Source organism: Marmoricola sp. RAF53 (genome assembly GCF_052114005.1).
GTDB lineage: Bacteria > Actinomycetota > Actinomycetes > Propionibacteriales > Nocardioidaceae > Marmoricola.
The window spans coordinates 267,517-281,020 of record NZ_JBFRDX010000001.1; the positions used below are offsets into that span (position 1 = coordinate 267,517).

Consider the following 13,504-nt stretch of genomic DNA (forward strand, 5'->3'; position numbering starts at 1 on the left):
CCGTGCCCTCCCGCCGACACCGACACCGACACCGACACCGACACCCACTCCGGCCCCGGCAGCGGCCCCGACACCGGCCCCGACACCGGCACCCGCGCCTGTCGCGACCCCGATCCCCGCGCCGGCTGCTCCTGCGCCCGCGCCGGCTGCTGCGGTGCCCGCTCCGGCACCCGCAGCGGCACCCCCCGCTCCGGCCCCGCGGCCCGAGCCGGCACCCGTGCGTACCGCGGAGAAGCCGGCCACCGAGCCGCTGCGCGGCGACCCGTCGGTCCTCGAGCACCCGGTGACGAACGGCCGCTCGGCACGGACCCAGCCGCGGGTCCGGCAGACGATGCGGTCCCCCCAGCGGTCCGCCCCCAAGCCACCGCCCCCGGCGCCGCGGCGGCGTACCGAGCCGGAGCGGACCGCGCCCCCGCTGCGCGAGCGGGTCCTGCGCAGCATCGGCGTCCGGGCCGGGTGGCTGGTCGTCGTGATCGCCGGCGCCGCGGGCGTGCTCGCCACCCGCACCTTCGACGGCGTACCGGACCTCGTCCGGGAGGTCGGCGCCGCACTCGTCTCGGTGGGGCTCGCCTGGGGGCTCGGTGTCCGCACCGGCGGCCGTCCGTTCTGGGCCGCGGGCCTGAGCGCGGCCCTCGCCGTGGGCGCGATCGTCTCCGGCTGGGAGCCGCTGCTCGCCGGCGCCTCGGTCGGCACCGGCGTGCTCGCCGCGACCCTGGCGGTGATGTCCACCGTGCCCGCCGCCACCTTCGGGATCGCGCTCCGCGAGGTGCTGGTCGCGACGGCGATCGCCTGGGTCGGCGCGTTCGGCGTCGTCGGCTACGGCTCCGGCTCGCAGCCGCAGGTCGACCCGAACCGGTTCGGCTACGTCGTCCTCGGGCTCTCCCTGGCCGGTGCCTTCGCCCTCGTCTACCGGCTCGGCGCGGGTCTGCACGGCCTCGGCCGCCGCGGCTACGCGGTCGCCGTGGGCGGCGTGCTGATGCTCGCGCTGGCGCTGGCCTACAGCGAGGCGCTGGCGCACTGGGGCTCGCGCGAGATGGTCGGCTCGCTGGACGACCTGCGCGCCTCGATCCGCTCGACCTTCGGCGCGGTGGCGCACCCGATCGTCTCGCTGCTCGGCTACCCGGCGCTGGTCTGGGGCGTCTTCATGCGCGCCCGGCGCCGGCAGGGCTGGTGGGTCTGCGCCTTCGGCGTGGCCGCGACGGCGCCGATCGCGACCCGTCTCGTCGGCGGTGACCTCGAGCCGGGCGCCATCGCGCTCGGGGGCCTCTACAGCTTCGCCGTCGGGGTCGTGATCGGCTACCTGGTGATCCGCGTCGAGCAGTTCCTCACCGGCAGCCACGGCCGCCGGGCCCGCCGCGACGAGGAGGCCGTCGCCCACCGGCCCGAGCCCGGACGCACCCGGCCGCTGCACTGAACGCGCGAGTAACCGCGGTCCCCCTGTAGCGTCGCCGCATGGCTCGACCGACGACTACCGAGATCCTCGCCGAGATGGTAGCCAGCGTGCTCTCGGTCGCGGTAGCCCCGGGCGAACGGATCGAACCCGGCACCACGGTGATGCTGCTGGAGTCGATGAAGATGGAGATCCCGGTGCTCGTCGAGCACGGCGGGACCGTCCTCGAGGTCCGGGTCGCGCCCGGCGACGTGATCCAGGAGGGCGACGTCCTCGTCGTCCTCGACCACGGCTGAGGTCCTAGACTCGCCCACGAGCGTCGCGGGGTGACCCGGCCGGACGCGAGGAGGGGTGCCGGAGTGGCCTATCGGAACCGCCTTGAAAGCGGTCGTAGGGAGACCTACCGCGGGTTCGAATCCCGCCCCCTCTGCTGCCGCTGCCGATTCGACCGACCATGAGGCCGGATCCAACGGTGCTTACTCCGACCCGCCGATCTCCATCGAGACCGAGTCGTAGACCAGGTCGTGCATCTTCTGCCGGTAGTGCTCGAGGTCGTTGAGCAGGCGGCGTACCTCGGAGGCGACGCGTTCCGTGTCGAGCCGGTCCAGGACCGTGTTGCCCAGGGCGGTGATGCGCGCCAGCAGCTGTTGGCGCTCGCGGTCGCTGGTCCCGCTGCGCGCGGCGAGCCAGCCGTCCCAGGAGGTGAACCGTTCGTCGCCGAGGGCATCGCGCACCTCGGAGAGACGTAGCCGCATCGTGCGGCGCCAGCCGGTGGTCGTTCGGCTTCCGTCGAGCGTCTGGCGCAGCTCGGAAATCGCTGTTTCCAGGGTCATGGCCACCACCTCACGAGGGGGTTCGTGCGTTGGAGGGAATCTGAGTGTGACCCAGCCCACACCGCGAGGCAAGACCTGTTCGTCCCAATTCCTCGGCAGGCACGGCGTGCCGCGTCCGGCTGCGCCGGACCGGCGGCCGACCCCGGCTGCGCCGGGCCGCGGTCCACCAGATGTAATCGGGGGGTGAACGGCACCGAATCCCGCGACTACGGCCTGGCCGCGCCGCTGCGCGCACGCCTGATGGGCACGTTCCTGGCCGGCATCGGCCTGGTCCTGCTGCTGATGACCGTCCTGGTCGCGGTCCTCCGGCTTCCCCAGGACCTGCTCACCGCGCTGGTGGTCCTCGTGCTGGTCGGCATCTTCGCGCTCGGCTTCTTCCTGGTCCGGCGCTGGTACGTCGTGCGCCTCGACGACACCGGATACCAGATCCGCTTCGTCCGCGGCGCCGGCGCGACCCGGGCCCGCTGGGCCGACGTCGACAACCTGACCACCGCCGTGGTCGGCGGCACCGAGTGCGTCCTGCTGCGGCTGCGCGACGGTCGCCAGACGACGATCCCGGTCAACGTCATCGAGGGCGACCGCGAGGAGTTCGTGGACGAGCTCCGGCGGCGTCTGGACACCGGCCACGGGTACCGCAGGATCTGACCCGGACACCCGGTACCGGGGCCGATTTCCCGGACGGCGACCGGGTGGGTAATCTTGCCCTCGCTGTCTGGAGGTGTCGCCTAGTCCGGTCTATGGCGCCCGCCTGCTAAGCGGGTTTGGGGCTACAACCCCATCGAGGGTTCAAATCCCTCCACCTCCGCCAGAACGAGCACCTCCGCCCTGGGCAACCAGGGCGGAGCTTGCTCCGCCAGACCGAGCACCTCCGCCCTGGGCAACCAGGGCGGAGCTTGCTCCGCCAGATTGCGAGCCCCGCCTGGGAATTCCCCGGCGGGGCTTCGTGCTTTCTGCGCGTGCTTGCACAAATTTGCAGGAAGGTGCAGTGCATCTTCCTGAGGCAGCCTCCGTACTGGTCTGCACCGGGGCACTGCGGGAGGATAGGGACATCCGGTCGCGTCCCCTGAGCGCCCGGCGAAATTGGGAGGCACCCACCTGATGAGCACTATGAAGAAGCTGGCGGCTCTGGCCGCGGCAGCGGTTCTCGCGACCGGCGTGTTCGCCGGCACGACGTCCGCCGCAGACGCAGCACCGCGAAGCCCCGGGAACACCGGCGGCGTCACCACCTACATGTGGGACACCGGCTGGGGCTGATAGAGACCCGGGACGAGGACGCATCGTCGACCCCCAGACAGCGTCACGCCGCAAGGCCCGTCTCGTGACGAAGGGCGGAGAGACCCCCACTCTCCGCCCTTGTCAATTCTCCAGGAAGTTCGATGCCGGTCACTCCGGCGGCGGGCCGTCCTCCGCCGCGTCCCGGTCGCGGATCTCCTGCTGTCCGATCGCGTAGCCGAGCTGGAAGCGGGTCTCGACGCCGTACTCGTTCTTCAGCGAGGCGACGTAGCCCGCGTAGGTGCGGGTGCTGACGCCGACCCGCTTCGCGCTGGCGTTGTCGCTGTGGCCCTCGACGAGCATCCGGACCGTCATCTTGTGCACGTCCTCGGCGATGTCCCGCTCGGTCGAGGACTCCCGGTCCGAGAACACCTGACCGCGCTCCCAGAAGCGCTCGAAGATGTCGACCAGGTACGCCACCAGGCTGGGGTCGTGGATCGCCATCGCCACGTCGCTGCCGTCGATGCCCGGAACGATCGCCAGCCGCCGGTCCACGACGATCAGCCGGTTGAAGAACTCGTCGAGCGTGCGCACCTCGGCGCCGAACTGCATGACCTCCTCGACGTACTCGCGGGTGGCCACGCTGCGTCGCGCGGAGTGCTGGTACAGCGTCCGCATCCGTACGCCGCGCGCCAGCGCCCGCTTGTCGCGCTCGATGGCCTGGTCGAGGATCGCGGTCGGCCGGGCGCCGTCCGGCTGCGCGGTCAGCAGCTCGCTCTGCGCGTCTCCGACCGCGGCGGTGAGGAACCGGTTGATGTTCGGGAGCCCGCGCAGCTCCACGATCGGCAGGTCGCTCGGCGCCGTACGCCGATAGGCGAGGCCGAGGTCGGCGAAGGTGTTCGCCCAGCTCGTCGACTCGGCGAGCAGCTCGGCGGCCCGCTGGCCCATCGGCGCGACCACGCGGGACTGCACCGTCGCGGGATCGACCGGGAGGTAGACCTCCTTGGTCGGGTCCAGGGCGAGCAGGCCGAGGTCCACGAGGAAGACGAACGACTCGTGGTCGGGGCCGCCGGCGGCGATGCGTTCGTCGGACGCGGCGAGGGACCCCTCCAGGACGACCTTCTGGAAGAGCTCACCGGCGTCGTTCTGGAGGAGACGACGGTGGGCTGCGTCGTACTCGAGACTCACAGGCACGATGATCGCAGAAACCTGCAAAACCGGACACTGGTTGTTCGGACATGAACTTGCAACCCGTCCGGGTGGTGCCGGAGCGACCGAGGGCCGCACCCCTTGCGGGATGCGGCCCTCGTCGTCGTACGGGGTGAGCGGCGGCTCTCAGACGCCCAGGCGGGCCTTGAGACCGTCCAGCTCGGTCCAGAGGACGCTCGGCAGGTCGTCGCCGAACTTCTCGAACCACTCCTGGATCTGCGGGATCTCGGCCTTCCACTCCTCGACGTCGACCGCGAGCGCCTGCTCGAGCTGCGCCTCGGTCATGTCGAGGCCGTCGAGGTCGAAGGAGCCCGGCGCCGGCACGTGGCCGATCGGGGTCTCCACCGCGGCGGCCTGGCCGTCGATGCGCTCGATGATCCACTTCAGCACGCGGCTGTTCTCGCCGAAGCCCGGCCACAGGAACTTGCCGTTCTCGTCGAGGCGGAACCAGTTCACGTAGAAGATCTTGGGCATCTTGGACGCGTCGTTGTCCTTGCCCATGTTGATCCAGTGACCGAAGTAGTCGCCGGCGTTGTAGCCGATGAACGGGATCATCGCCATCGGGTCGCGGCGCACCACACCGACCGCGCCGACCGCGGCCGCCGTGGTCTCCGAGGACAGGGTCGCGCCGAGGAACGTCCCGTGCGTCCAGTCGCGGGCCTCGCTGACCAGCGGGATCGTGGTCTTGCGGCGGCCGCCGAAGAGGATCGCGTCGATCGGCACGCCACGCGGGTCGTCGTACTCGGCGGCGAGCATGTCGCACTGCTTGATCGGCGTGCAGTAGCGGCTGTTCGGGTGGCTGGACAGCTCCTCGCTGTCCGGGGTCCACGGCTCGCCCTTCCACGAGGTCGCCCGGGCCGGCGGGTTCTCCAGGCCCTCCCACCAGACGTCGCCGTCCTCGGTGAGCGCGACGTTGGTGAAGACCGAGTTGCCCTTGTTGATGGTCCGCATCGCGTTCGGGTTGGTGTGCTCGTTGGTGCCCGGCGCGACGCCGAAGAAGCCGAACTCCGGGTTGACGGCCCACAGGCGGCCGTCCTCGCCGATCCGCATCCAGGCGATGTCGTCGCCGATCGCCTCGACCTTCCAGCCCGGGACGGTCGGCTCGAGCATCGCCAGGTTGGTCTTGCCGCAGGCCGAGGGGAACGCCGCCGCGACGTACTTCACGACGCCCTGCGGCGAGGTGAGCTTGAGGATCAGCATGTGCTCGGCCATCCAGCCCTCGTCGCGCGCCATCACCGAGGCGATCCGCAGCGCGTAGCACTTCTTGCCGAGCAGCGCGTTGCCGCCGTAGCCCGATCCGAAGCTCCAGATCATCCGCTCCTCGGGGAACTGGACGATGTACTTGGTGTCGTTGCACGGCCAGGCGACGTCGGCCTGGCCGGGCTCCAGCGGGTGCCCGACCGAGTGCAGGGCGGGGACGTACGGCGCGTTGGTCTCCTCCATCTTGCGGAGGACCTCGGTGCCCATCCGGGCCATCACGCGCATCGACGCGACGACGTACGCCGAGTCGGTGATCTCGACGCCGAACATCGGCTTGTCGGCCTCGAGGTGGCCCATCACGAAGGGGATGACGTACATGGTGCGACCGCGCATGCAGCCGGCGTACAGCCCGCGCATGATCTCCTTCATCGCGGAGGGGTCCATCCAGTTGTTGGTGGGCCCGCAGTCCTTCTCGTCGACCGAGCAGATGAAGGTCTTGTCCTCGACGCGCGCGACGTCGGTCGGGTCGGAGGCGGCGTAGAACGAGTTCGGCTTCTTGTTCTCGTCGAGCTTGACGAAGGTCCCGGTGCCGACCAGGAAGTCGGTCAGCTCGGTCCACTCCTCGTCGGAGCCCGTGCACCAGTGGATCGCGTCCGGCTGGGTCAGCTCCGCGATTTCCTCGACCCAGGTGAGGATGTCCTCGCGAGAAGTCGGTGCGCTCGGCGTCGGCGCGGTCTGGATGGTCGTTTCGGCAGTCATGCCAGGTGTTCCCCTTCGATCGCGGTGCGCACCGCTGGAGCGGCGCGGACCGGCCGTCGAGCGCATCGACGGATTTTGAAAGTTGGATGGGTGTGGTGCAGGATCGCCGCGCCGTTGCAGCGATCGCTCCGGTGCACGACCGGCCGAACCGGTCCTGCCCCCGAAGGTTCCGAAGAATTTAACTGCCGCTTCGGCGGCGACCTATTGGATCGATCAAGTGCCCGGATCGGGCGCATCGAAACCCTCGATTTCGGTCAGCGGCGGACCTCCGCTAACATATGCGGGTCCCGCTGGCTCGCCGGCGGGACAGGCGCCCGTAGCTCAACGGATAGAGCATCTGACTACGGATCAGAAGGTTTGGGGTTCGAATCCCTACGGGCGCGCAGCGAGACCAAATGAGAGAGACCCCCGAGACGCTTCACCTCGGGGGTCTCTCTCATGTGCGTCCGTCCTCATTTGCCTATTCGTGCTCGATGGCGCAAGGTAGGAACCTCCACATTCTGTTCATGTTTCGTGTTGAGATATTTGGAGGCCCTCCCATGACCGCCACCCCGCGCTTCGAACCCCGCAAGCCCGGGCTCCTCGTCCCGCTCGCGATCCGCATCGGAGCGGTCTTCTGGATGCCCCGGCTGCTGCCGCAGATCGTCCGGACCGACAAGCTGTTGCAGCGGGTCAGCCGCGGGCGGCTCACCGTTCTCGACATCGCCGGGCTGCCGAACCTGATGCTCACCACCACCGGCCGAAAGAGCGGGCTGCCGCGCAGCAACCCGCTGCTGTGCGTGCCCGACGGCGACCGGATCCTGGTTGCGGGCTCCTACTTCGGCGGGCCGGTCGAGCCGCTGTGGGTGAAGAACCTCGAGGCGCACCCCGAGGTCGTCGTCCGGTTCCGCGGCCGGACCACCGAGCTCGTGGCGCGCCGCGTGACGAGCGCACAGAGGGCGGACGCGTGGAGGACGATGGTCGGGGTCTGGCCGAACTTCCTGCGCTACGAGCAGCGGACCGACCGCGAGATCAAGGTGTTCGAGCTGGTGCCGCGCGTGGACGGGATCGCTGCGCCGCTGCCTAGGCCCGCTGCCTAGGACAGGCGGTCGACGTACGCGACCACGCGGTTGAACAGAGCGGTCACGCCCGGATCCGCCGACACGCGCGGCGCAGGGGCGTCGGCGAGCTCGGCCACCAATTCCTGGGCGGCCAGGACACCGGCGGAGGCGGCCAGGTGGGCGGCGACGCGGGCGGCGTCGCGGACCGCGACGGGGTCCACGGTCCAGACGGCTTCGAAGATCCGCTGCCGGTCCGGCACGTCCGTCTGTCCGGGCAGCTCCCAGGCGGAGAGGCAGGCGGTGGAGTCGACGGCGTCGCAGACGACGGCCCACTCCCGGCGTAGCGGCGCGTCCTCGGCGAGGGTGGCGCGGATCGGCCCGACGGCGTCCGCGGCGCTGCCGTCCCAGTGGTCGGCGAAGACGATGGCCGAGCGGGCGACCCGGGCCAGCTCGGTCCAGCGCGGTGCCGAGGGCGCGTAGAAGTCGCCGCGCTGGAAGGCGCCGAACAGGACGGGGGTCTCCGCGACCGCGCAGCACTCGTCCTCGATCGCCCAGGAGAGTGCGATCAGGGTCGACTTGCGCAGCCGGTGCGTGGCCAGGGTCGGGTGCTTGCGACGCAGCCCGGCGAAGATCGAGGGGGTGGAGGGCGCCTGGCTCGCCTGCGCCTCGGCGATCGCGATCTCCAGCCGTACGCCGGCCTCCTTGCGGCGCAGCACCTGCCGGACGAGGTCGACGTCGGCCTCGGTGTAGCGCCGGTGCCCGGAGGCGAGGCGACGCGGGACGGGGAAGCCGTGCCGGGTCTCCCACATCCGCAGCACCGCGGGACTGAGGCCGGTCCGTTCGCCCAGGTCCCCGATGGTGAGCGCGACGTCGCCGGCGGGAGGAGCGATGCCGTCGTCCGGGTCCATGGCCACACCCTAGACAAGACGGCTGCCGAGAAGCGGACCGGCCGACCGGCCACGGGCTACGCTCGCAGTCCCATGGACGAGAACAAGGCCCGTCGCGTCGTGGACGCCCTCCGCGAGCTCGGCACGAACGCCGACCTCGCGCGCGTCGGCGTCTACCAGTTCGGCATCGTCGTCCGGCTGCCCGACGGCCGTGAGGCGACCTGGGACTCCGACGACACCGCCGCGCTCGAGGCGCAGGTGATGCGCAACGGGATGCTCGTCGGCTTCGTGCCCGAGATCGAGGGCTCCGGCGACTTCACCGAGGAGCAGATCATCGACGCGATCCGCCGCACCGACTACGACCAGCCGATCGCCACCCGCCGGGCGACCGCACCCCCGCCGGCGCCGCCGCTGCCGCGCCGGGGCGGGCTGTTCCGACGCTTCCTCGGCGGCTTCCGCCACGAGTGAGCCGGCCGGTCAGGCGGTCGGTTCCCCGCTGCCCGACCGGGTGCCGATCCGCCACCCCGCCCAGGCGAGCGCGCCGACCGGGATCGGCAGCCAGAACGAGAACAACCGGTAGAGCAGAGTGCCGATCAGCGCCGTGTCCGCGGGTACGCCGGCCACGACGAGCAGGCTGGTCAGGCCCGCGTCGACGAACCCGACCCCACCCGGGGTGATCGGGATGATCGCGAACGCCTGCGCGACGACGTACGCGACCAGCACCTCGGCCGGACGGACGTGCGCGCCGAACGCGACCAGGGCCGCGACCAGGGCGGCGTAGTCGAACATCCGGTTCGCCGCCGCGGCGAACACCGCGCGCCACCAGTGGCCCTGGAACGCCGCGGCGATCCGCTCCCGCTGGGCGAGCAGCGCGGTGGCGAGTCCCTCACCGGTCACCGCCGGCCGGACCAGGTGCACGGCCGCGCCGATGCCGCGCCCGGCCGTGGCCACGACCCGCGGCCAGGTCAGCGCGGTCACCCCGATCGCGACGATCACCGCGGCCAGGACCACCGAGACGACCAGCCCCAGCTGCAGCTCGTGCGCCGGGGGCGGCCCGATGATCAGCGCCGGGATGGTGAGCACCGGGAGCAGCAGCAGCACCGCGGTCCCGAGCAGGTTCGTGGCGGTGAGGCCGGAGGCGACCGCGGGTCCCGGCTGCCCCGCGTCGATCAGGATCTTCGCCTGCACGACGCCGCCGGTGGCCGCGCCGCCGGGCACCACCTTGCTCGCCGCGTTCCCGGCCAGCTGCGCGGCCGCCGCGGTCCCCCACCCGAGCCGGGGGTGCGTGCCCGACTCCGCGTCGCCCGGGTGCGGGGCGAGCGCGATCCGGGTCAGCCACCAGAGCGACGCCAGGCTGAGCGTCTCGAAGAGCGCGAGCTCGGCGAACCAGTAGAGCCGGACCTCGGCGAGCCGCGGCCAGGAGCCGAACATGGTCAGCAGGCTCGGCGCGACGACGTACAGGCCGATGCCGGTGACGGTGAGGCCGATCGCGCGGCCACCCCACCGCCGCATCACGTCCCGGACGGAGATGGCCATGCCCGAGCATGGCACGCGCGCCGACGAGGGGGGTCCCCGAATCCGGATCCGCGCGTACTCTGGTGAGGCGACGGGGGACGCACCGCACCTCCGTCGTGTCCGCGACCGGGGAGCGGCAGGGGGATTCCATGAGTACCGACGGGCACGACCGCGAACGCCTGGTGGAGGTCGCGCAGCGCCTGGTGGAGCTCGCGGACACGCTGGTCGACGACTTCGACGTGGTCGAGCTGCTCGACCGGCTGGTGCTCGACTGCACCCAGCTGGTCCCGGTGAGTGCGGCCGGGGTGCTGCTGGCCGACCGCGACGGGAACCTGGACGTGGTCGCCGCGAGCGAGGACCCGCTCGCCGTCGCGCTCTTCGAGCTGGACTGCAAGGAGGGCCCCGGCGGTCAGGTGGTACAGACCGGTGAGCCCGTTCCGTACCCCTCCCTTGACGTCCTGGAGGACCGGTGGTCGGCGTTCGCCGGACTGGCGCGCGGCACCGGTTTCACCTCCGGGACCGTGCTCCCGCTGCGGCTCCGCAGCGAGACCATCGGCGTCCTCCACCTGGTCAACCGGGACCGGCCGCCGCTGTCCGAACCGGACCTCCTGCTCATCCGCGCGATGGCGGACGTGGCCACGATCGGCATCCTCCACCAGCGCTCCCTCGCGGAGGCTTCGCTGCTTTCCGAGCAGCTCCAGACCGCGCTGGTCAGCCGCGTCACCCTGGAGCAGGCCAAGGGTGTGGTGGCCGAGTTCGGGGGCCTCGAGGTGGCCCAGGCGTTCGCCGCGATCCGGTCCTACGCGCGCAGCCGGGGCGCGTCGCTGAGCAGCGTCGCGGCCCGTCTCGTGACCGGCGAGCTGCCCGCGCGCGAGGTCACTCCGCCGGGTCTGCGAACGCCGCCCGTTCGGGCGGTTGACAGGCCCGACCGCTGACGTAGGGTGAAATCCAGATCCACCAGAACCGCTCAGAAACGATGTCGCCGCGGCGCATCCTGAGATCAGGTCCTCTCGGACCGCAATCCCGTAGCACCACCCCCGGACCCCGGGTGACGCTCGCTGATCCCTCAGGAGCGCCCGGACGGTCGGGCACGTGCGGTTCGGCCCTTGCCAGGGCACGCGCACGAGCAGGACATACGTCGGGGGACGGAAGATGGACGATGAGCAGCTGTCGTTGAGACCGGTGGGGGAACCGGCGGCCCGGGGCGAACCGCCCGGCAGGTAGCCGCAACACGACGAAGCGAGGGAAAGCACGACCGCGTACGCGTTCAGCGTCGCGGTCCCTGCCCGGAGGGGCGGCCTGGACGCCGGCCGCCGGGCAGCGGGGGAATGGCAGTCGGAGCCTGCCGGGACGTCGGGGTGACGTCCCCGCGACCGGCGACGCCTGCCGCACGGGGGAAAAACGGGGGACGGGGACAGATGACCCAGGAAATGAGCACCAACAGGAAAAGGTCGGACCAGCTCGAGGCCGTGTGCCACGACCTGAAGCAGCACATCGCCACCGGGATGCTGCTCTCGGAAGCACCCGCGGGCGAGGAGTTGCGCGACAGCGTGCGGAGCAGGTTCCGGGTACTGCACCAGCAGTTCGAGTACGCCGCCGCGCTGGTGGCACTGCTCAGCGACGACAACGGCGGTCACCTGGCACCGGCCGACCTGGGCACGCTGGCACGCCAGTGCGTCGAGGCCGTCGGGCCGGGCTACCACGTCGTCCTCGAGGTCGACGGCTGCGACCACGTGGTCCAGGGCGACCCGGTGCTGCTCCGGCGCGCGATCGCCAACCTGCTCGACAACGCCTGCCGTGCCGCGACGACCGTCGGACTGGTGACGGTCCGGGTCGGCAGGTCGGACGACGAGCGCTGGGTCGAGGTCGCCGACGACGGGCCGGGGTTCGGCGAGATCGGGTCCGGGAGCGGCATCGGCCTCTCCGTCGTACGGGACGCGATCCGGTCGGGCATGGGCCGGCTGCACATCGACAGCCACGCGGGTACGACGATCCGGATGACGTTTCCCGTCGTGCTGCGGAACTCGCGATGAGGCTGGTGCTCTGCGACCCCCACACGATGTTCATGGATGCTCTCAACGCGGGCCTGGCCCGCCGGGGGCACCTGGTCGTGGCGGACAGCGACGATCCCGACGAGGTGGTCGAGCTGGTCGTGCAGCACGAACCTGACGTGTGCGTGCTCGACCCCGGCACGGATTCGGGCACGGTCGTCGAGTCGGCTGCGCAGGTCCGGGAACGCGCGCCCGGCGTGAAGGTCGTGCTGCTCACCGGCGAGGCGACCGAGGACGTCTGGCTCGCGTTCGAGACCGGTCTGGTCGACGGCGTGGTCAACAAGGCGTGCGACATCGGCGTGCTGAACCGCGCGATCGAACGGGTCGTCGCGGGTGAGCGCGTGCTGGAACGGTTCACCCGGCCGGCCGTGGCCCGGAGCGCGGGACCACCCGGACTGACCCGGCTCAGCAGCCGGGAGCGGGCGGTGGTCTCGCTGCTGGTCAGCGGTGCGTCCACCGAGGAGATGGCCGTCGAGCTCGGGGTCTCGACCCAGACCGTGCGCACCCACGTGCAGAGCGTGCTGCGGAAGTTCTGCGTGAACAGCCGCAGCCGGGCGGTGAGCATCGCCGTCGACCTGGGCGCGGTCACCATCGACGCCAGCGACACCGACGGCTGGCCGGTCGTCGCCGACCGCGAGGTGCTGACCCGCGGCCCGGTCTGGGAGCGCCCGGTCAAGGTGCTGCTCGTCGACGACCACCGCATCTTCGCCGAGGCGCTGGCCGCCCGGCTGCAGGCCGAGCAGAGCGTCGACCGGATCGACATCGCCTGCTCGCTCAGCGAGGCCCGGGCCTACATCCACCGGTCCTGCCCGGACCTGGTGCTGCTCGACTTCCAGCTCGCCGACGAGGTCGGGCTCGACCTCCTCGCCGACCTGGAACGGCTCCCGGAACGACCCTTCGTGCTGATGCTGTCCGGCAACGACCGGGCGCAGCTCGCGGTGCAGGCGTTCGAGGCCGGAGCCCAGGGCTGGGTGAGCAAGACGGCACCGTTCGAGACGCTGATGTTCGCGGCCGGCGAGGTGGTGCACGGACGGATGTACCTGGCCCGGGCGTCGCTGAAGCCGGTGCTGCACTACCTGCTCCAGCAGGGCACCACCAAGGCCGAGCCGAGCTTCGTCGACGACCTGTCGGCGCGGCAGACCGAGGTGCTCCGCTGCGTCGTGAGCGGGATGTCCCGGGCCGAGTGCGCCGAGCGGCTGAACCTGTCGGTGCACACCGTCCGGACCCACGTCCAGCAGCTTCTGAAGCGGGCCGACGTGCACTCCACGCTGGCCCTCGCCTCGCGTGCCCGGGGACTCGGGGTGCGCGGCATCGACGACCAGGTCGCCGCTGTGCGCTGACCGTGGACCGGCTGCTCCCGGAACCACCCGATTGACGTACGAAAGTCAGCCACCTGACGGGGTCGTGC

The 13,504-nt window shown here is 71.4% G+C and carries 14 protein-coding genes and 3 tRNA genes; 12 read left to right on the top strand and 5 right to left on the bottom strand.

The annotated features are described in order from the left end of the window. The first annotated feature begins 217 nt into the window (after positions 1 to 217). The 3 genes from AB4Y76_RS01280 to AB4Y76_RS01290 all read left to right on the top strand — a co-directional run bounded on the left by AB4Y76_RS01280 (position 218) and on the right by AB4Y76_RS01290 (position 1,820). Entirely contained in the window at positions 218 to 1,414 is a 1,197-nt protein-coding gene (locus AB4Y76_RS01280; RefSeq protein ID WP_441921656.1) for a hypothetical protein, read from the top strand. Positions 1,415 to 1,452: 38 nt separating this feature from the next. Continuing rightward, complete coding sequence (locus AB4Y76_RS01285) at positions 1,453 to 1,686, top strand: biotin/lipoyl-binding carrier protein (protein ID WP_441921658.1); 234 nt, start codon at positions 1,453 to 1,455, stop codon at positions 1,684 to 1,686. Positions 1,687 to 1,735: 49 nt separating this feature from the next. Then, positions 1,736 to 1,820 (top strand) — tRNA-Ser (locus AB4Y76_RS01290). Between the two features lie 46 nt (positions 1,821 to 1,866). Here AB4Y76_RS01290 and AB4Y76_RS01295 read toward each other — a convergent pair. Then, entirely contained in the window at positions 1,867 to 2,223 is a 357-nt protein-coding gene (locus AB4Y76_RS01295) for a hypothetical protein (RefSeq protein WP_441921660.1), read from the bottom strand. A gap of 183 nt (positions 2,224 to 2,406) precedes the next feature. Here AB4Y76_RS01295 and AB4Y76_RS01300 point away from each other — a divergent pair, with 183 nt between their 5' ends. The 3 genes from AB4Y76_RS01300 (at position 2,407) to AB4Y76_RS01310 (ending at position 3,477) form a co-directional block, all read left to right on the top strand. Next, positions 2,407 to 2,868 carry a hypothetical protein gene (locus tag AB4Y76_RS01300; RefSeq protein ID WP_441921662.1) on the top strand — a complete coding sequence of 154 codons (462 nt, stop codon included), beginning with the start codon at positions 2,407 to 2,409 and terminating at the stop codon, positions 2,866 to 2,868. 69 nt (positions 2,869 to 2,937) lie between these two features. Then, positions 2,938 to 3,031: transfer RNA gene (locus tag AB4Y76_RS01305), tRNA-Ser, on the top strand. A 290-nt stretch (positions 3,032 to 3,321) separates the two neighbouring features. Beyond that, positions 3,322 to 3,477 (top strand): hypothetical protein, encoded by a 156-nt coding sequence (locus AB4Y76_RS01310; RefSeq protein WP_441921664.1) that lies wholly within the window; start codon positions 3,322 to 3,324, stop codon positions 3,475 to 3,477. A gap of 129 nt (positions 3,478 to 3,606) precedes the next feature. On the opposite strand, the gene AB4Y76_RS01315 is transcribed toward AB4Y76_RS01310, so the two are convergent. Together AB4Y76_RS01315 and AB4Y76_RS01320 are read right to left on the bottom strand one after the other, a co-directional pair. Continuing rightward, positions 3,607 to 4,623, bottom strand: a complete 1,017-nt coding sequence (locus tag AB4Y76_RS01315; protein ID WP_441921665.1) for a LuxR family transcriptional regulator — start codon at positions 4,621 to 4,623, stop codon at positions 3,607 to 3,609. Between the two features lie 147 nt (positions 4,624 to 4,770). After that, the gene (locus AB4Y76_RS01320) at positions 4,771 to 6,603 is read right to left on the bottom strand and encodes a phosphoenolpyruvate carboxykinase (GTP) (RefSeq protein WP_441921667.1); all 1,833 of its coding nucleotides are present in this window, start codon (positions 6,601 to 6,603) and stop codon (positions 4,771 to 4,773) included. A 310-nt stretch (positions 6,604 to 6,913) separates the two neighbouring features. Between AB4Y76_RS01320 and AB4Y76_RS01325 the strand changes: the two genes are divergently transcribed. Next, positions 6,914 to 6,986: transfer RNA gene (locus tag AB4Y76_RS01325), tRNA-Arg, on the top strand. Positions 6,987 to 7,142: 156 nt separating this feature from the next. Next, the gene (locus AB4Y76_RS01330; protein WP_441921669.1) at positions 7,143 to 7,682 is read left to right on the top strand and encodes a nitroreductase family deazaflavin-dependent oxidoreductase; all 540 of its coding nucleotides are present in this window, start codon (positions 7,143 to 7,145) and stop codon (positions 7,680 to 7,682) included. Here AB4Y76_RS01330 and AB4Y76_RS01335 read toward each other — a convergent pair. Continuing rightward, complete coding sequence (locus AB4Y76_RS01335) at positions 7,679 to 8,551, bottom strand: DICT sensory domain-containing protein (protein WP_441921671.1); 873 nt, start codon at positions 8,549 to 8,551, stop codon at positions 7,679 to 7,681. The genes AB4Y76_RS01330 and AB4Y76_RS01335 overlap by 4 nt on opposite strands. 72 nt (positions 8,552 to 8,623) lie before the next feature. Here AB4Y76_RS01335 and AB4Y76_RS01340 point away from each other — a divergent pair, with 72 nt between their 5' ends. Further along, positions 8,624 to 8,998: a hypothetical protein gene (locus AB4Y76_RS01340; protein ID WP_441921673.1), complete on the top strand. Its 375-nt coding sequence runs from the start codon at positions 8,624 to 8,626 to the stop codon at positions 8,996 to 8,998. A 9-nt stretch (positions 8,999 to 9,007) separates the two neighbouring features. Here AB4Y76_RS01340 and AB4Y76_RS01345 read toward each other — a convergent pair whose 3' ends face one another. Continuing rightward, on the bottom strand, positions 9,008 to 10,066 hold the full coding sequence (locus tag AB4Y76_RS01345) for a lysylphosphatidylglycerol synthase transmembrane domain-containing protein (RefSeq protein ID WP_441921675.1): 1,059 nt from the start codon (positions 10,064 to 10,066) through the stop codon (positions 9,008 to 9,010). 128 nt (positions 10,067 to 10,194) lie between these two features. Between AB4Y76_RS01345 and AB4Y76_RS01350 the strand changes: the two genes are divergently transcribed. The 3 genes from AB4Y76_RS01350 (at position 10,195) to AB4Y76_RS01360 (ending at position 13,436) form a co-directional block, all read left to right on the top strand. Then, positions 10,195 to 10,980 (top strand): ANTAR domain-containing protein, encoded by a 786-nt coding sequence (locus tag AB4Y76_RS01350; RefSeq protein ID WP_441921677.1) that lies wholly within the window; start codon positions 10,195 to 10,197, stop codon positions 10,978 to 10,980. Between the two features lie 495 nt (positions 10,981 to 11,475). Beyond that, positions 11,476 to 12,078, top strand: a complete 603-nt coding sequence (locus AB4Y76_RS01355) for a sensor histidine kinase (RefSeq protein ID WP_441921679.1) — start codon at positions 11,476 to 11,478, stop codon at positions 12,076 to 12,078. Beyond that, positions 12,075 to 13,436 carry a response regulator gene (locus AB4Y76_RS01360; protein ID WP_441921681.1) on the top strand — a complete coding sequence of 454 codons (1,362 nt, stop codon included), beginning with the start codon at positions 12,075 to 12,077 and terminating at the stop codon, positions 13,434 to 13,436. Before AB4Y76_RS01355 ends, AB4Y76_RS01360 begins: the two co-directional genes overlap by 4 nt. The last annotated feature ends 68 nt before the right edge of the window (positions 13,437 to 13,504 follow it).

Excerpts from the sequence above, each read along its gene's own strand:
- AB4Y76_RS01285 (WP_441921658.1), top strand. The coding sequence starts at position 1,453 with ATGGCTCGACCGACGACTACCGAGATCCTCGCCGAGATGGTAGCCAGC.
- AB4Y76_RS01295 (WP_441921660.1), bottom strand. The coding sequence starts at position 2,223 with ATGACCCTGGAAACAGCGATTTCCGAGCTGCGCCAGACGCTCGACGGA.
- AB4Y76_RS01310 (WP_441921664.1), top strand. The coding sequence starts at position 3,322 with ATGAGCACTATGAAGAAGCTGGCGGCTCTGGCCGCGGCAGCGGTTCTC.
- AB4Y76_RS01320 (WP_441921667.1), bottom strand. The coding sequence starts at position 6,603 with ATGACTGCCGAAACGACCATCCAGACCGCGCCGACGCCGAGCGCACCG.
- AB4Y76_RS01330 (WP_441921669.1), top strand. The coding sequence starts at position 7,143 with ATGACCGCCACCCCGCGCTTCGAACCCCGCAAGCCCGGGCTCCTCGTC.
- AB4Y76_RS01335 (WP_441921671.1), bottom strand. The coding sequence starts at position 8,551 with ATGGACCCGGACGACGGCATCGCTCCTCCCGCCGGCGACGTCGCGCTC.
- AB4Y76_RS01340 (WP_441921673.1), top strand. The coding sequence starts at position 8,624 with ATGGACGAGAACAAGGCCCGTCGCGTCGTGGACGCCCTCCGCGAGCTC.
- AB4Y76_RS01345 (WP_441921675.1), bottom strand. The coding sequence starts at position 10,066 with ATGGCCATCTCCGTCCGGGACGTGATGCGGCGGTGGGGTGGCCGCGCG.
- AB4Y76_RS01350 (WP_441921677.1), top strand. The coding sequence starts at position 10,195 with ATGAGTACCGACGGGCACGACCGCGAACGCCTGGTGGAGGTCGCGCAG.
- AB4Y76_RS01355 (WP_441921679.1), top strand. The coding sequence starts at position 11,476 with ATGAGCACCAACAGGAAAAGGTCGGACCAGCTCGAGGCCGTGTGCCAC.
- AB4Y76_RS01360 (WP_441921681.1), top strand. The coding sequence starts at position 12,075 with ATGAGGCTGGTGCTCTGCGACCCCCACACGATGTTCATGGATGCTCTC.